This is a genomic window from Streptomyces sp. NPDC005181 (genome assembly GCF_040608395.1).
Lineage (GTDB): Bacteria > Actinomycetota > Actinomycetes > Streptomycetales > Streptomycetaceae > Streptomyces.
The window spans coordinates 1-16,213 of the sequence record NZ_JBEXID010000111.1; the positions used below are offsets into that span (position 1 = coordinate 1).

The 16,213-nt window shown below is 67.2% G+C and carries 17 protein-coding genes and 2 pseudogenes; 6 read left to right on the plus strand and 13 right to left on the minus strand.

Annotated features, from left to right (window positions below; all coding sequences use genetic code 11):
• A pseudogene (locus ABZV38_RS35445) lies at positions 1 to 600 on the minus strand (NAD-dependent malic enzyme); the annotation flags it as partial.
• Positions 601 to 1,031: 431 nt separating this feature from the next.
• On the opposite strand from ABZV38_RS35445, the gene ABZV38_RS35450 reads away from it, so the two are divergent.
• A complete protein-coding gene (locus ABZV38_RS35450) occupies positions 1,032 to 1,499 on the plus strand; it encodes a MarR family winged helix-turn-helix transcriptional regulator (protein ID WP_356332563.1) in 468 nt (155 codons plus the stop codon).
• A 48-nt stretch (positions 1,500 to 1,547) separates the two neighbouring features.
• Here ABZV38_RS35450 and ABZV38_RS35455 read toward each other — a convergent pair whose 3' ends face one another.
• Complete coding sequence (locus ABZV38_RS35455) at positions 1,548 to 1,919, minus strand: DoxX family protein (RefSeq protein WP_356332564.1); 372 nt, start codon at positions 1,917 to 1,919, stop codon at positions 1,548 to 1,550.
• Between the two features lie 230 nt (positions 1,920 to 2,149).
• Between ABZV38_RS35455 and ABZV38_RS35460 the strand changes: the two are divergent.
• Positions 2,150 to 2,272 (plus strand): annotated as a pseudogene (locus tag ABZV38_RS35460) (IS110 family transposase); the annotation flags it as partial.
• Between the two features lie 335 nt (positions 2,273 to 2,607).
• On the opposite strand, the gene ABZV38_RS35465 reads toward ABZV38_RS35460, so the two are convergent.
• A complete protein-coding gene (locus ABZV38_RS35465; RefSeq protein ID WP_356332565.1) occupies positions 2,608 to 2,904 on the minus strand; it encodes a carboxymuconolactone decarboxylase family protein in 297 nt (98 codons plus the stop codon).
• Entirely contained in the window at positions 2,901 to 3,296 is a 396-nt protein-coding gene (locus ABZV38_RS35470) for a hypothetical protein (RefSeq protein WP_356332566.1), read from the minus strand. The genes ABZV38_RS35465 and ABZV38_RS35470 overlap by 4 nt, the downstream gene beginning before the upstream one ends.
• Positions 3,297 to 4,314: 1,018 nt before the next feature.
• On the opposite strand from ABZV38_RS35470, the gene ABZV38_RS35475 reads away from it, so the two are divergent.
• From ABZV38_RS35475 to ABZV38_RS35490, 4 genes are all read left to right on the plus strand, one after another.
• On the plus strand, positions 4,315 to 5,631 hold the full coding sequence (locus ABZV38_RS35475) for an epoxide hydrolase (protein ID WP_356332578.1): 1,317 nt from the start codon (positions 4,315 to 4,317) through the stop codon (positions 5,629 to 5,631).
• A 102-nt stretch (positions 5,632 to 5,733) separates the two neighbouring features.
• Positions 5,734 to 6,030, plus strand: coding sequence for a Sec-independent protein translocase subunit TatA (tatA, locus tag ABZV38_RS35480; RefSeq protein WP_356332567.1), 297 nt, complete (start codon positions 5,734 to 5,736; stop codon positions 6,028 to 6,030).
• A 75-nt stretch (positions 6,031 to 6,105) separates the two neighbouring features.
• Positions 6,106 to 6,918 carry a twin-arginine translocase subunit TatC gene (tatC, locus tag ABZV38_RS35485; protein WP_356332568.1) on the plus strand — a complete coding sequence of 271 codons (813 nt, stop codon included), beginning with the start codon at positions 6,106 to 6,108 and terminating at the stop codon, positions 6,916 to 6,918.
• Between the two features lie 41 nt (positions 6,919 to 6,959).
• Positions 6,960 to 7,346 carry a Sec-independent protein translocase TatB gene (locus ABZV38_RS35490; protein ID WP_356332569.1) on the plus strand — a complete coding sequence of 129 codons (387 nt, stop codon included), beginning with the start codon at positions 6,960 to 6,962 and terminating at the stop codon, positions 7,344 to 7,346.
• A gap of 205 nt (positions 7,347 to 7,551) precedes the next feature.
• Here the strand turns inward: ABZV38_RS35490 and ABZV38_RS35495 are convergent, their stop codons facing one another.
• The 9 genes from ABZV38_RS35495 to ltrA form a co-directional block, all read right to left on the minus strand.
• On the minus strand, positions 7,552 to 8,181 hold the full coding sequence (locus ABZV38_RS35495) for an MBL fold metallo-hydrolase (RefSeq protein WP_356332571.1): 630 nt from the start codon (positions 8,179 to 8,181) through the stop codon (positions 7,552 to 7,554).
• Positions 8,178 to 9,299: an S-(hydroxymethyl)mycothiol dehydrogenase gene (locus tag ABZV38_RS35500; RefSeq protein ID WP_356332572.1), complete on the minus strand. Its 1,122-nt coding sequence runs from the start codon at positions 9,297 to 9,299 to the stop codon at positions 8,178 to 8,180. Before ABZV38_RS35500 ends, ABZV38_RS35495 begins: the two co-directional genes overlap by 4 nt.
• A gap of 291 nt (positions 9,300 to 9,590) precedes the next feature.
• Complete coding sequence (locus tag ABZV38_RS35505; protein ID WP_356332573.1) at positions 9,591 to 10,862, minus strand: Nramp family divalent metal transporter; 1,272 nt, start codon at positions 10,860 to 10,862, stop codon at positions 9,591 to 9,593.
• 57 nt (positions 10,863 to 10,919) lie between these two features.
• Positions 10,920 to 11,576: a hypothetical protein gene (locus ABZV38_RS35510; protein ID WP_356332574.1), complete on the minus strand. Its 657-nt coding sequence runs from the start codon at positions 11,574 to 11,576 to the stop codon at positions 10,920 to 10,922.
• A gap of 88 nt (positions 11,577 to 11,664) precedes the next feature.
• The gene (locus tag ABZV38_RS35515; protein WP_356332579.1) at positions 11,665 to 12,699 is read right to left on the minus strand and encodes a maleylacetate reductase; all 1,035 of its coding nucleotides are present in this window, start codon (positions 12,697 to 12,699) and stop codon (positions 11,665 to 11,667) included.
• A gap of 103 nt (positions 12,700 to 12,802) precedes the next feature.
• Positions 12,803 to 13,762, minus strand: a complete 960-nt coding sequence (locus ABZV38_RS35520; protein ID WP_356332575.1) for a VOC family protein — start codon at positions 13,760 to 13,762, stop codon at positions 12,803 to 12,805.
• A 392-nt stretch (positions 13,763 to 14,154) separates the two neighbouring features.
• Positions 14,155 to 14,310: a hypothetical protein gene (locus ABZV38_RS35525; protein ID WP_356332576.1), complete on the minus strand. Its 156-nt coding sequence runs from the start codon at positions 14,308 to 14,310 to the stop codon at positions 14,155 to 14,157.
• Complete coding sequence (locus ABZV38_RS35530) at positions 14,307 to 14,504, minus strand: ferredoxin (protein WP_356332577.1); 198 nt, start codon at positions 14,502 to 14,504, stop codon at positions 14,307 to 14,309. The genes ABZV38_RS35525 and ABZV38_RS35530 overlap by 4 nt, the downstream gene beginning before the upstream one ends.
• Positions 14,505 to 15,028: 524 nt before the next feature.
• The gene (gene ltrA / locus ABZV38_RS35535) at positions 15,029 to 16,198 is read right to left on the minus strand and encodes a group II intron reverse transcriptase/maturase (protein ID WP_356332580.1); all 1,170 of its coding nucleotides are present in this window, start codon (positions 16,196 to 16,198) and stop codon (positions 15,029 to 15,031) included.
• Positions 16,199 to 16,213 lie beyond the last annotated feature (15 nt).

Below are 16,213 nucleotides of genomic sequence, written 5' to 3' on the forward strand. Positions count from 1 at the left end.
TCCGGACAGCTTCGCGGCGTTGCGCAGGGCCGCCAGCGTCACGATGGCGGTGCCGTGCTGGTCGTCGTGGAAGACCGGGATGTCGAGCCGCTCCTGCAGCTTGCGCTCGATCTCGAAGCACCGCGGCGCCGAGATGTCCTCCAGGTTGACGCCGCCGAAGGACGGCGCGAGCCGCACGACGGTCTCCACGATCTCGTCCGCGTCCGTGGTCGCGAGCGCGATCGGCACCGCGTCGACGCCGCCGAACTGCTTGAACAGGATCGCCTTGCCCTCCATCACGGGGAGCGAGGCCTCCGGCCCGATGTCACCGAGGCCGAGGACGGCCGTACCGTCCGTGACCACGGCGACGACCTGCGATTTCCAGGTGTAGTCATGGACGAGCTCAGGTTGCTCGGCGATGGCGGTGCACACCTTGGCGACGCCAGGCGTGTACGCGAGGGACAGGTCGTCCTTGTTCCGGACCGGCACCGTGGCCTGGATGGCCATCTTGCCGCCGCGGTGCAGGGCGAAGGCCGGATCGAAGGGTTCGCCGGACTCCCCGGCGATGCTCTCCGTCTCCGTACCGCTCCCGCTATGGGGATTGACGATCTCGGCTGCCATGTGATGGACCCCTTAAGTCTTCATCAGTTGAGGGTGGCCACTCCTGGTTGAGGAGGGGTGGGCGGGCACCGCGTCCGTGCCCTGAGCCCGACGGTTGGCCCGCCGGTCAGGGGAAGTCGCCCCGGGCCACTCGGCGACCTGTCACATATCGACCATGGTGACAAGTCAGGAACGTTTGGTGAAAAACACCGCGAACTCCGCCCAAATTGTGAGACGGCCGAAGATTTTCCGGCCGGGAGAAGGGAAGACATGCCAGTCCGAGGGACGCCCCGGCGGCAGGTAGGCCCGGAGGCGCGGCCCGAGAAAGTCAGGGCAGGACAGGCCGTGCCGCACCTCCGGAGTCGGGGCGACCCTCAGGTGGGGCCGGGGCGATCACGGTGCCGAAGACCCCAGCAGTTTGGTGAAGTGTCAACTAGTCTACACTTTGCTCCATGGAAGAAACGGTGCGGTGGTTGACGCCGGAGGAGCAGCACGCGTGGCGCACCTTCGTCCGCCTTCAGGAGAGGCTCCAGAGCCGGTTGTCACGCTTGTTGCAGACGGAGTCCAATGTCTCGCCCGCGGACTTCGCAGTGCTGGCCGAGCTGACGGACGCACCGGATGGGCGGCAGCGGATTCTGGATCTTGCCCGTGCGTTGGAATGGGAGAAGAGTCGGATCTCCCACCACATCTCCCGTATGGTCAAGCGTGGGCTGGTGGTGCGGGAAGAGTGTCCCGAGGACGGACGCGGCGCCTTCGTGGTGATCACGGACGCGGGGCGCGCGATGATCGAGGCCGCTGCCCCGCAACACGTGGAGGCGGTGCGCGCTCTGTTCCTCGACCATGTCACGCCGGCGGAGCTGCGGGCGCTGGCTCAGATCTCCGAGCGCGTGGTGGAGAAGCTGGGCGAGGACGCGTCCTGACCGGGACGGGTCGGGGCGAGCCGTGTCGCGTGGGCGGTCCGACGCGGGTCACATGGCCAGAGCGAGCGTCTCGGCGGTGGCCACGGAGACTGGGATGAGAATGACCGCGGCCATGGCGTTCTGCCGGGTCTCGGGGTTGGCGTAGTCGCCGACCTGGACGTGGTAGCCCACGGCGCCGATCATGGTGAGGGCGAAGCCGATGGCCGCCGCGATGCCCAGAGGCTGCCAGAAGAGCCCCACGACCAGGCCCGCCGTTGCGGAGACCTCGGCCAGTCCGATGAGGCGGACGAACCTCGCACTCAGCCCCATGTGCGACTGCAGAGCGGCCGAGACATCGCCCTTGAGCACCGTCTTGGGTGCACCCGCGGCCAGCGTCACAAGGGCGAGGAGCACGCTGAGAACGGCGGCGGTGACGTACATGAGGGTCCTATCTATTGATGCGGGTCCGACTGGTCATTCGTAAGATCGGCGCGGCTCAGGGGCCCGGGGTATGGCTGTCATGTGAGCTGCTGGATGGCTTGAAGGACATGGCCGCCGGGGACCCGTGACGACCCGGCCGCCGATCGGGAGACGCGACTCCATCGCTGCACAGGGCGACGTCGGAGAGGTCGCCTGCTGGGTTCTGGCACGACGAACTCGCCGAGGTGACCGTGTCCGAGACCTGGGCCGGAGCAGACATCGGCAAGCCACACCACCACCATCCGGTGGTCATCGACGCGGACGGCGAACGGCTGCTGTCCCGCCGCGTCCAGAGCGATGAGTCCGAGCCGCTGGATTGGGGTGTCCTTCCGTGCGCCTGCGCCGTAGGAAAGGGACGCAGGCTGGTTGATTCGTCAACATGGACTCTAGGCAAGAGTTAAGTGATGAGTCAACTAGATGCTTTGTCATCCCAGAGGGATCGCATGGCGTGGTTGTGGGCGGTGCCGCCTGCCCCTCGCGGAGTGGCCGCACCGGATGCTTACTCGTGATCGGCGCACGGTTGAACGCGTTGATGGCGATCACCACCCAGATCGCGGCCGAGACCTGGTCGTCGGTGAGGGCGCACTGGCCCGCCTCGTAAGCGGACACCTGCGCGTCGGCGTCGGATCGATTGCCGCCTCGGCCGGCGCTAGCGTCGCGCGCTCATGACGGGTGAACATGCCGGTGTCCACCAGGCCGCCAGGACCCCCAGTCTCCGAGGCGACTCGCCCGCACGGAGAGCCGGCTTGGTGTGTACGTCGAAACGGGGAGGCAGGCGCTGTGACATGCGGAGGTTGATCAGTTCCGCGACGGTTCGGCAGAGTCCGGCCGCGGAGGCGGCCGTGCGTACCGCCTCCGCGGTCTGCACCAGCGCATGGAAGGCGTTGAGACTCTGCTTGTCGATGAAGATCCTGCGGAGCGCCCATCGGGTGGTGCGGTTGCTCACTTCGGGCCTCCTTCGGGGCCACTCACGGTGGCCCGCACGTCAGCTGTGGCTTCACTGCTGGTGGAGTTCCCCACCACCGCGGAACGGATGAGCGGATGACGAAACCTCAGCCGTCGTGCTCCTTCGGCGATGTGCACCAGTTGGTCACGCTCGGCGGGCGCCAGGTCGTACCCGTCGTTCGCCTGCCGCGAGGCAGCCTGCAGCACCCCGAGATCGCCCGTGCCTTCCAGTGCGGCCAGCAGGAGCAGGCACTGCGACGGCCGCGGCAGACCGGTGACCCGAGAGCCGAACACTGTCTCCAGGCGCCGGCTGAGCGGCAGCACGGCGGGGACTTCGTCGAGGACCGGACTCCGCGCCGTGGGCAGCGCCGACGGCAGCTCCAGCAGAGCCAATGGGTTGCCATGCGCCAGGGCCAGCAGGAACCGACGGGCGCCGGCGACGAGGTCCGGGAACCTTGTACTGACCAGGTGGGCCGCCGACTCCTTAACGCGACGCGGCGAGAAAGCTGACGCGGAGGCCGGTCACCCGCCGGGCGACGAAACCCCCAGATGTCCGCCGTCGGCCAGGGTGATCTGGACCTCGCCGCCCTCGCGCGCCAGGGAGGTTACGGAGGTTCCGAATCGGATGTCGACGCCGGCTTCCCGCAGGCCGTGTCCGTCCCCGCACCACGGTGGTGCCCCGCGGCAAGAGGGTTGCCGCTTCATCGCGTGCCGTCATGAAGAGGATCGCGTCGGGCCGGCACCGCCGCCCACGCGAATACTCGCGGTGGCGAGCAGGATATGGCTCCCTCACGGCTCCTGATCGGCTCCGTCGGCACCACCCACATCGCGGACTCGGCGAAAGCCGTACCAGCTCGCCACGTCGCGAAGTGGAGAACGCCGGTTGACCTGCCCCGATGAAGCTGGCTGTGATCATTTCGGCGCCCTCGCACCCGGCACATGTCCGTTGCAAGGGAGGGACCGCATGTCCGGCGGCTTGCGCCTCCGCGATCCGGCCCGCCGGCTCACAAGTGCGCTGACCTCGGACATCGGCCCCCCGACATAGGTGTTTCCTAGCCCACATTTTCAGTGCTTCAACTTCACTTGTGCACGAGTAAAGAGTGGCGTAGGTTTGTTTGCAGGTTGAGTCGGCCCGAGTGGGCCCGAAACAACACAAGACTCGACAAGGGTGAGCACCGTGCGGCCGGGAACAGCCGCACGTTTGTGCACATGCACTCCACGGCCTTCGGCCACTGCGTCGGACAACGGGGTTCGACCACCCGCAGACGCCCCGCCTCGATGGGGCGGCCACCCTTTTGACGTGCATCGACCGGCCGGTCCGGTACCCGCACGTCGGCCTCACCGAAACGACGTGGGCCGTCATCCCCCTACATGGCAAGTCAAATACCCAGGAGGGTTCATCATGTCTGAAATGATTCCGGCGCACTCTCGACGGAAGTTTCTTTCCACTTCGGCTGCTGTGGCGGCTGCAGCGGTTGCGGGGCCCGTTGGTCTGTCCTCCGTCCAGTCGGCTGCAGCGGCCGAAGGGGTGTCCGGTCTTGGTTCGCCGGCGGACAGGAGGATCCGTCCCTTCCGTGTCCGTTTCCCTGAGAGGGATCTGGTCGATCTCCGCCGGCGCATCGTGTCCACGCGCTGGCCCGAGCACGAGACCGTCGCGGATCAGTCGCAGGGCGTGCCGCTCACGACGATGCAGGAGCTCGCGCGCTACTGGGCGTCGGAGTACGACTGGCGCAAGGTCGAGGCGAGGCTGAACGCCCTGCCGCAGTTCATCACTGAGATCGACGGGCTGGGCATCCACTTCATCCACGTCCGCTCGAAGCACAAGAACGCGCTGCCGCTCATCGTCACGCACGGATGGCCCGGCTCGGTCATCGAGCAGCTGAAGATCATCGAACCGCTCACCAACCCCACCGCCCACGGCGGGAACGCCTCCGACGCCTTCCACGTGGTGATTCCGTCGCTGCCCGGCTACGGCTTCTCCGGCAAGCCGACCACGACCGGCTGGGGCCCCGACCGCATCGCGCGCGCCTGGGCGGTGCTGATGAAGCGCCTGGGCTACACCAAGTATGCGGCGCAGGGCGGCGACTGGGGTGCGGTCATCGTGGATCTCATGGGCGTGCAGGCGCCTTCGGGGCTGCTCGGCATCCACACCAACCTGCCCGGCGCGGTTCCGCCCGACATCGCCAAGGCGCTCGCGACCGGCGCCCCGCTGCCCTCCGGTCTCTCGGGCGAGGAGACACACGCGGTCCAGCAGCTGGGCTCCTTGAACAAGGAACACGTCGCCTACGCCCGGATCATGGGGACGCGCCCGCAGACGCTGACCGGGCTGACGGATTCTCCCATCGGTCTGGCGGCCTTCCTGCTGGACCATGATGTGCGCAGCCTGGAGCTGATCTCCCGGGCCTTCGCCGGACACCGCGAAGGCCTCACGCGGGACGATGTCCTGGACAACATCACGCTCTACTGGCTGACGAACACGGCGGTTTCTGCCTCTCGTCTCTACTGGGAGAACAAGCTCTCCGTTGTCGCTGCCAAGGGCGTCACCGTCCCGGTCGCCGTGAGCGTCTTCCCCGACGAGATCTACCAGGCTCCCAAGAGCTGGGCCGAGAAGGCCTACCCCAACCTCATCCACTACAACAAGCTCGACAAGGGCGGGCACTTCGCGGCCTGGGAACAGCCGCAGCTCTTTGCGGAAGAGCTTCGCGCGGGTTTCCGGCCCCTTCGCTAGCCACCCGTGCGGGCGAGGTCAGGCACATGCCCTCGCCCGCACCAGCCCAACCCCCCACACACGGCGGAGCAATCGCCGCTCCTGACCCGAAAGGCAACCATCATGTTCGGCAAACTCGGAGCACCCGAGCTCCTGCTCATCCTCGTCGTCGTCATCCTGATCTTCGGCGCCAAGCGCCTGCCCGACATGGCGCGTTCGCTCGGACAGTCCATGCGCATCCTCAAGAGCGAGACCAAGGCCATGCGCAGCCGCGAGGACGAGACCACGGCCGCAGGCCCGGTCTCTGCGCAGGCCGACTCCACGGGACGGGTCGCCCGCCAGGACGCCCTCGATGCCACGCCCGGGCCACAGCAGACCACTGCCACAGCCCATTCCCGGGACACCGTCGGCACGCGCTGACGCGGACGTCGTCTGCGAGAGAAGAACGGAGGTCTGCTCGTGCTCTCAGTCGCATCCCAGGTCCCCCAGGGGCGCATGACCCTTGTGGATCACCTCCGCGAGCTGCGGAACCGCCTGCTGAAGGCGGTCGGCGCAGTCATCGTGACGACCGTTGTCGCGGGGCTGTTCTACAAGCAGCTGATCGACTTCGTCATCGCGCCCCTGCCGGGCTGCACCACCGGGGAGGGGGGCGGCACGGCGGACTCCGGGCGATGCGGGCTCATCGCCACCAACGGTCTCCTGTCACCCTTCACCCTCGCCCTGAAGGTGTCGCTGACCGCCGGCCTCATCGGCGCGAGCCCCATCTGGCTCTACCAGCTCTGGGCCTTTCTCGCCCCGGGGCTGCACCGCGCAGAGAAGAAGTACACCCTCGCCTTCCTCGCCACAGGAATCCCGCTCTTCCTGACCGGAGCCGCCTTCGCCTACGCCGTCCTGCCCACGACGGCGCGGGTGCTGATCTCCTTCACCCCCGACCAGGCCACCAACATCCTGCCCGTCGACGACTTCCTCGACCTGGCGACCCGCATGGTCGTGGTCTTCGGGCTGTCCTTCGAACTCCCCCTGGTCCTCATCATGCTCAATCTGGCAGGCATCCTCAGCGCCGCCCGCATGACGAGCTGGTGGCGGCACATGGTCATCGGCGTCACCGTCTTCGCCGCCATCGCCACGCCCAGCAGCGATCCGCTGAGCATGCTCGCGCTCGCCGGCCCCATCACCGTGCTGTATCTGGCCGCCTGCGCCATCTCCTGGGTCAACGACCGTCGCCGTGCCCGCAAGGAAACGGCAAGCCTGAGTCCCGACGAGCCCTCGCCGCTTCCCACCCTCGACGAGTCGGATCAAGGTCGTTGAGCCGGCTCCACCCGTGAACCGCCACCCCCAGGAGGCCACGCATGTTCTTCGATATGGGCCCGCTCGAGATGCTCGCAATCTTCGTGATCGCGGTCGTCGTCCTCGGACCGGAAAAACTCCCCAAGGCGATCTCCGATGTATCCGCTCTCATCCGCAAGTTCCGAGCGTTCTCCGACAGCGCTCAAGCCGAGATCCGCACAGAACTCGGTCCGGCATTCTCCGATCTCCATCTGAGCGACCTCCACCCGCAAGCACTGGCCGAAAAAGCGCTCACCAAAGCCGAGGACGAAGCGGGACTGCGGGAGTTCGCGGCAGCCTTCAACCTCGAGGAACCCACCGACGACGAGGGCAGCCACCCGCCACCGATGCTCGCCAAGCCCGCCCAGGCCCAGCCTCCCACACGGCACACAGCCACTACCGGGGGGTGAACAACGGGTGCAGTTGATCGCGTGCTCCCGTTCTGCGGCTGACTGTGGTCAACCGCCCGTTCCGGCACGGATCTGGCAGTAACCGGCGAGAACTGTTCGCGAGCGTCCGAGGTTGTCCGCCTTGATGCAGGGCCGGGCCACCCAGCAGGCCCGCCAGATGCTCCGAGTACCACCGAGCCAGCTGATCGTCCGGCGAAGCCGCAGCTCACAGGCTGTGAAGCCATTCTGAAGCGGTACGGGCCCGCTCAGCTGCGATAGTGGTGCTCTGCCCGTGTCCCGTGTGCACCAGCGTGTCGCTGGGCAGCGCGAATAGCTTCGTACGGACCGATGTCTTGATCTCGTCGGCATCGCTGTAGGAGCGCCCGGTCGCCCCTGGCCCGCCGTGGAAGAGCGTGTCGCCGGTGAAGACGCAGCCGAGGTCGGGCACGTAGAGGCACACCGCTCCGGGGGTGTGGCCTGGCGTGTGCAGTAAGTGCAGCGTCGTCCCGCACACCTCGATGGTCATGTCGTCGGCGAGGTCGAGGTCCCAGCGGTGGTCTGTGTCGGTGAGTTCCCACAGGTGCCTGTCGGCGGGGTGCAGCATGATCGGCGCGACGACGGCCTCGCGGAGCGCGGGGGCGACCCGCACGTGGTCATCGTGAGCGTGGGTGCACACGATGGCCTTGACCTTGCGGTTACCCACTACGGCGAGGATGTCGTCGACGCTGTGCGGGGCGTCGATCACCACGCACTCGGCGTCGTCGCCGACGACCCAGATGTTGTTGTCGACGTCGAAGGTCTCGCCATCGAGGGTGAACGTGCCGCTCGAGACGGCATGGTCGATGCGCGCGGTCACGAGAACAACACCACCGACCGCAGCACGTCGCCGTGGTGCATCCGCTCGAACGCCGCCTCCACGTCGTTGATGCCGATCTCCTCGGTCACGAAGGCGTCGAGGTCGAGCCGACCCTGCTGATAGAGCTTGACGAGCATCGGGAAGTCGCGGGTGGGCAGGCAGTCGCCGTACCAGCTCGACTTGAGGGCCCCACCGCGGCCGAAGACGTCGATCAGCGGGAGGTCGGGCACCTTCATGTCCGGCGTCGGGACACCCACCAGGACGACGGTCCCGGCGAGGTCGCGGGCGTAGAACGCCTGCCTCCAGGTCTCCGGCCGGCCGACCGCGTCGATGACCACGTCGGCGCCCTCCGCGCCCTGGTGAGTCCCACTGCCTCCCACGATCTCCCGGATCGCCTCGATGGGGTCCGCCTTCGAGGAGTCGACGGTGTGTGTGGCACCCAACTTCGTCGCCGCCTCAAGCTTCTTAGCGTCGATGTCCACCGCGATGATCGGCGATCCGCCCGCTAGCGCTGACCCGGCGATGGCGGCCACGCCCACGCCGCCGCAGCCGATGACGGCAACGGACTTGCCGCGGGTCACACCGCCGGTGTTCATCGCAGCGCCGATGCCAGCCATCACCCCACAGCCGAGGAGCCCGACTGCGGCCGGGCGGGCGGACGGGTCGACCTTGGTGCATTGGCCGGCGGCCACCAGCGTCTTCTCAGCGAACGCCCCGATGCCCAGCGCCGGCGAGAGTTCGGTGCCGGCCATCTCGCCCTCGCTGAGGGTCATCTTCTGTGTAGCGTGGTGGGTGTTGAAGCAGTACTGCAGGTCGCCACGCTTGCAGGCTCGGCACTCGCCGCACACGGCGCGCCAGTTGAGGATCACGAAGTCATCCGGAGCGACGCCCGTGACGTCCGGCCCGACCTCCTCGACGACTCCGGCGGCCTCGTGGCCCAGTAGGAACGGGAAGTCGTCGTTGATGCCGCCCTCGCGGTAGTGGAGGTCGGTGTGGCATACCCCGCAGGCCTGCACACGTACCACGGCCTCCCCCGGGCCCGGGCTCGGCACGTTGATGGTGACCACTTCGACCGGCTTGCCCTTGCCCAGTGCGACAACGGCCTTGACCTGCTGCATGAGTTTCCCTTCGGTGGACGAAGGCGGCGGAGTTCAGGCCGCGAGAACTGTTTAGCCGCGCGAGTGGGCGGCGGTGAGCATCTGGATCGTTGACGTGAAGACGACTGTCAGGCCGGGCGATGCCGATCGGAGGAGGTCGCGGACACCTTCACGTACGTTGACGTCGTCATTTGTGAGCCTGTTGGTGAGCGCGGTGTTCAGGCTCACCAACTGGTCGTGCTGGCCGCAAGTCACAGGGAGCCGAACACTCGCTGGGCGATGAAGCCTCTGGCGTGGCGTCCGGGTGGCCAGCTATGAGAGACCAGTCACTAGGTACCCGTTGAGCGTGATGATGACGAGAGCTACTGCGGCGCCGGCCAATGTGGTGGTCCTGCGATTCACCCAGCCGCCCATGAGATCTCGGCGGCTTGTCAGCCAGAGCAACGGCACTAGTGCGAACGGGATGCCGAAGGAGAGTACGACCTGTGACCACACCAGTGCCTTCGTCGGGTCGCCGCCGAGCAGCAGCACGGCCAGCGCCGGCGCTAGGGTGATCAGCCGGCGTGCGAGGACGGGGATCTGCCGGCGTAGGAAGCCAGCCATGACCACCTGTCCGGCGTGGGTGCCGACCGCGGACGACGCGAAGCCCGAGGCGAGCAGGGCAAGAGCAAAGGCGGCCGCGGCGCCGGTGCCGAGCTTGGCGCCAAGGCCGGCGTGCACGGCGTCCAGGGAGTCGGCGACGTCGCCCCTGGTGAACAACTGTGCGGCGATGATTAGCATCGCGGCGTTGATCAGCCCGGCGACGCCCATGGCGACCAGGACGTCGATGCGCTGGGCGCGCAGCAGCCGGCCGCGGCCCTCGGCGGTGAGCCCGGCGGTGACGGCGTCACCGTAGCGGCCGGGCGTGAGCGCTGAGTGTACGTAGATGACGTGCGGCATGACGGTGGCGCCGAGGATGCCGGCGGCCAGAACCAGGCTGTCCGGGCCGTCGAAGGTGGGTACCAGCCCGCCGGCGACCCCGTCGAGGTCGACGCCGGAGCCGACGAGCATGTAGCCGATGCCCAGCCCGATGACGAGCAGCAGCCCGGTGATGACTCGCTCGAACGGTCGGTGCCCGCGCGAGTGGGCGCCGAGCAGGATGAATGCGACGACAGCGGTGATCAGCCCGCCGATCGCCAGCGGGACGCCGAAAAGGAGGTTCAGCGCGATCGCGCCGCCGACGATCTCGGCCAGGTCGGTGGCGATGGCGACCGCCTCTGCTTGCAGCCACAGCCCCCAGGCGACCGGGCGGGGCAGCCGCTCACGGCATAGTGTGGCCAGGTCCCGGCCGGTGGCCAGGCCGAGCTTGGCCGTCAGCGACTGGATGAGCATTGCCATGAGGTTGGCCGCGACGATGACCCACAGCAGGGTGTAGCCGAAGGCGGCGCCGCCGGAGAAGTTGGTCGCGAAGTTGCCGGGGTCTACGTAGGCCACAGCCGCGACGAATGCCGGCCCGAGCAGCGGCCAGACGCGCCACCGTTCGTTCCTCGCCGGTACGGGTTCCCCGGTAGTAACCGTCGTGGCCTGCCGTTCGGTCGCAGGCAAGTCGGTGGTCTGAATGTTCGGGAGGTCCATGGAGCCTCGCAAGTATGGGCGGATGCGTTAGTGGGTCTTAGACGTGACGGCGTCGAGGAGATCGCGTACAGCACGCGCCTCGGTGTCGTTTACACCGTGCTCGGGGGCGTCGTGGATGCGCAGGGTCACTGCTGCGCCCATGGTCTGCAAGAGTGCGGCTGTCTGCCGCACCCGCCCGGGCGGCACCCACTCATCGACTTGGCTGCTGCTCAGTAGTACGGGGGTGCCGAGCAGCATGCCGGTGGCACGTCGCACTGGGCCGTCAGGGCCTAGATATCCACCGGTCAGCACTGCCACAGCCCCGAAGGATCGGGGGTGGCGCACGAGGTACTCCGCGATCAGGCAGGCCCCTTGCGAGAACCCGATGAGCGCCGTGCGGCGGGAATCGAATCCGTCCGCGCTCAGGGTCGTCAAGGCGTAATCAACAGCCTCCAGGGCGTAGCTGAGCCACGGCTCGTTCGCCTCGAGGGCGTCCATGAATCGGCCTGGGTACCAGCTGTTGCCGAATGCAGCGGGGTAGACGCAGCGCACGTCGGCCATCCCGATGCGCTTGGCGACCTCCGCCATGTAGTCAGGATCCTGTCCTCTGCCGTGCACGAGCACCGCAGCCAGGGCCGCATCAGCCGGCTGCGGCCCGTCGTGCCGCAGCGCGGTCGCGAGATGCGGATTGCCCTTTCTGGTCATGAGGGGACCGCCGTTCTTTCGATCGCAGGATGTCGGAGCAGTGGCCTCGAGGAGGTCAGGACTTTCGGAGCACGTTGAAGTCGCGCCTCTAGCCCTGGGGTGGGTCGCCGACCCATGCCTGCTGCAGGAGCCCGCGGATACCGTCGGCTGTGACGTCGCGTGGATTGGCATAGGGATTGCTCACCGCGAAGTCGACGACGCGTGGGATGTCCGCTTCGGCCATGCCGAGCTCACGCAGCGACCGAGGCGCGCCGAGCCTCCCAGCCAGCTCCCACAACGCCCGCGCGGGGTCGGCGACTCCGCCGAGGGCCCGCGACAATGTGGACAGGGCTTGCGGTACCGCCGGCTGGTTGTAGGCCAGGGCGTGCGGCAGGACAACGGTGTGCGTTTGGGCGTGCGGCAGGTCCAGCGTGCCGCCCAGTGTGTGGCACAGCTTGTGGTGCAGCGACATCGTGGTGGCGCCTAGGACGGCACCGCACAGCCAGGCCCCGTAGAGGGCGTTCGCTCGGGCCTCGACGTCGGTACCGTCGCGAACCACGCCCGGCAGGGCGGAGGCGAGTGCGCGGACGCCCTCTTCTGCCATCAGGGAGACGATGGGGGTGGCATCAGGTGCGTACAGGCCCTCCACGGCGTGGGCCAGCGCGTTCATGCCGCTGACCGCGGACAGCGCGGTCGGCAGTGACAGGGTGAGCTCGGGGTCGTAGAGCACGCTGCGAGGCAGTACGCGCTGGTCCCGGCCCGTCCGTTTCTGCCCGTTCTCGGTCAGGCCCCATACCGGGGTCATTTCTGATCCGGCGTAGGTGGTGGGTATGGCTACCACGGGCAGTCCGTGTTCCAACGCGATCGCTTTGCCGAGCCCGATCGCCGATCCGCCGCCGACCGCGACACAGCCGTCGGCGCCGGATCGAGCGGCTAGTCGCTGGGCCCGGTGGGCGATTTCTATCGGCACGTGCATGCGAGCCTCGGCGAGTAGACCGGCAGAGCGGTCGCCGAGCGTGTCGGTGACCAGGCGGCCGGTGTCCTCCTGCTCCGGTGAGCACAGCACCAGCACCCGTCGCAGTCCGAGTGCAGCAACCTCGTCAGTGAGCTTGCGGAGGACGCCGGCCCCGAACGTCACCCGCATCGGCAGGGCCTGATAGGTGAAGGAGAGAGCCACGCGATAAGTCCCATCCTGTTCGTGGAACCCGCTGGGTCGGAGCCGTCTACGGCTCCCACCCAGCGGCCGGTCAGTCCTCGGTCTGAATGGGTTCGAGCTGGGCCATGATCTCGGCGCGCTTGTTCTCGAACTGCGAGGGCAGCATGAAGTGCTTGCCGAGTTCCTCCTGGGACTCGTCGCAGTCCCAGCCACCCTTGTTGTGCGTGACGGCGAGTTCGAGCAGGGCGCCGCCGGGCATGCGGCAGTAGACCGACTTGAAGTAGGTGCGGTCCTTCAGTTCGGAGATGTCGGTGTAGCCGGCGCCCTCGATGTCGAACTTGACGAGCTGCTGGTTCTCGAGGTTGTCCAGGTTCCACGCGAAGTGGTGGTAGGTCCCGGCGCCGTATGTCCAGGTGCCCTGGTCGTCCTTGCGGTTGCCGATCACCTCGACGTAGTTGCCGTACTTGTCGTTGCCGATCTGGAACGCCGCCCGGTCACCGTCCTCGATGATCTGTCCCTGGGAGAAGAAGACCTTCTCCGCGAATTCCACCGTGCGCTCGGGGGTGTGCGCGTGGATGGCCATACCGTGGATGCCGTGAATGCCGTACTCCTGGGCCACTCCGTTGCCGCCGTACGCGACACGGGGGTCGCCGACGTTGCCCACCAGCGCGTACTCGATCCCGCACGGGTGCTCGAAGACCAGCCGGCGCCGGCCGAACACTTCGGCGTTGGTCACCTGGATCTGGTGCTCAGTCAACCGCTTGTACCAGTACTCCAGCGATTCCTCGGGCACCGACAACAGCACCTCGCGGGCCTGGTTGGTCCCGCGCTTGCCGTACACGCCGGCCTGCGCCCACGGGAACGTGGTCACCACGCTGGAAGGGTCGCCTCCCGCGTTGGAGTAGTACAGGTGGTAGATCGGCGTGGCGCCGTCATAGAGGACCGTCTTCTTGATGAACCGCATCCCCAGCACCTTGGTGTGGAAGTCCACATCCTCCTGCGCGTGGCCTACCGAAAGGGTCACGTGATGCGACCCCTGGATGTAAGTCATGTCGTTGTTCCTTCCTCGGATGTGCCGGGTACCGGGTGGACCCGGTGGCGTTAGGTGACGCACGAGAGGGAGACGCAAGGCCGGCAACGCCGACCGGTCGCACATGTGCACAGCACGTGCAGCGGCGCTGCGGCGATGTGGTGACCGGGACCAGCGCGACGATCGGGCGTCTTGGCAGGTATCGGGCCATGTGCCGTGACATATGGGCCGGATGACGTCCCGCGCCCCCTTCCGTTTGTTCCGTGGCATCGTCTCCGGCAGTTCGGCCCGAAGGACAGGCACGCGATCGAGATCGTTGACCATGCCGCGAGCAGCATCGTTCGTGCGGTCAATGCCGCGTCCCGCGGTCGCCGGCATTCCTCACAGCCGGGACACCCACGAGCCGGCGCGGATCACGAGACGTCGAGAAGTCGGCCGGCACGACGCTGCGCCACCGGTCTCTCCCCGAGGAGAGTGATCGGCCCGGCATAGCCGTTCTGCCGCAATGCATCGACGGCAGTAACCGCGGCGAGCGATCCACCGACCACGACGATGCCCGGACCGGTCATCGGGTCAGCCTCAGTGCGGCGACCGGACACAACCGGACCGCCGCCTCCGCGCGAGTCCCCATGTCGTTGGGCAGTTCATCCTGAAGGATGACGAGCTCCCCCTCGTCGTCGAGGCGGAACACCTCCGGTGCCGACTGCTCACAGAAGCCGTAGCCCTCACAACGACTTCGCTCGACCTCAACACGAATGCTCATCGGACTGCTCCTCGAGTACGTGCGGTTCCTTCAAATGCTCTGCCCGGACCGGGCATCGGCGATCAGTCGATACCCGGCCGGGCCCGGTAATGCCGGACTGATTTGGAAGCTAACAGCCGGTTTCACGGGTCGCATTGCCGTTGCACGCACGCCCATGTCCCCTGCGTGCAGACCAGACGGCGTGACCCTGGCCGCGCGAACACGCCTGCTACCGCGAGCTGTACCCGGCGGTGGCCACGCTCGACCCGGCGCCGCTCGAGGGCGCGCACGCAGGCCTCGTCGACCACTCGCCGTCTCGCAGGCGGCGAGATCTGGTGCGAGAGCCGGAGTGGCGGCTGCTCGTCCGGCTGGCCGAGCTGGAGGCGAAGGACGCGAGTCCGTGGCGGGATCACCAGGCCCGGCAGTTCCGGATGTTCGATCGGCCGGTCCCGGATCGGGGTCGAGTAGCCGGGGGGAGTTTCGCCCCCCGGCTCTCACGGAACCGTGCGTAAAGATCTCCCTTTACACGGCTCTTGCCATCCTGATCACCAGCCCGAGGACGCTGCGGTGGTCACCTTCCAGTGGGCGAACATGCGGGGATACCGCTTCGCGATCTCCCGCATCTTCCCAAGGGCCTTGCGCAACGCCGCGAGCCGCTTGTACTTCTTGCGGATCCAGCGCACCAAGTAGGCGTTGATGCGCTGCAGGAGAGGGGTCAGGGCCGATCGGTAGAACCGGCCGTAGTAGTTGATCCAGCCCGCCACGATCGGATTGATCCGTCGGGCGAGCTCAACGAAGGAGAGGTCGGACCGCCGGTGAAGACGCCAACTGCGTACTTCCCTACCGATCCTGTTCAAGGCGTCCTTGCTGATCGCAGGCTCGAAGGACAGGAACCGCCTGCCCTGCTTGTCCTGCGACTTGCGCGCGCGGAACGTGTACCCGAGGAAGGTGAACTCCCTGTGCTCATACGAGCCCTGGCGTTTCCCGTCCTGGCAGTAGACGATCCTGGTCTTGTCGGGATGCAGGCGCAGCCCGACTTCCTCCATCCTGTCCGTGAGCGCGGCCAGCACCTGGCGGGCCTGACGCTCCGAGACGCAGTGCACGACCGCGTCGTCGGCGTAACGCTCGAACGTGACGGCGGGGAACTCCCGGTCCAGCCACATGTCGAACGCATAGTGCATGAACAGATTCGCGAGCACGGGCGATACCGCTGAGCCCTGTGGGGTTCCACGGTCCCGCTGTTGCAAGGTGCCATCGGGCAGTTGCAGTGGTGCTTGGAGCCACCGCTTGACATACAAAATCACCCAGACGGCGTCGGTGTGCGCTTCCACGGCCCTGACGATGAGGTCCCAGCGGACGCTGTCGAAGAACTTCTCGATGTCGAGCTCGACCACCCAGTCCTTCCTCCAGCAGCGTTCCCGGCAGGACTCCACTGCGTCCAGCGCCGACCGCCCAGGCCGGTAGCCGTAGGAGTCCTCATGAAACACGGGTTCCACCCGGTCCATGAGGTGCCTGGCCACCACAGTCTGGGCGATTCTGTCGGCCACCGTGGGCACGCCCAAGATCCTCACGCCGCCGCCGGGCGACGACTTGGGGATCTCCACCGCTCGCACCGGCGGTGGAAAGTACGTCCCTGTACTACAGCAGCAGATCTTGTGACGGTTGATCGGTGCTGTCGTTGAGTGGTCATGCTGGTGGATGTGACGGAGGAGCATCTCAGCCTGTGGGCT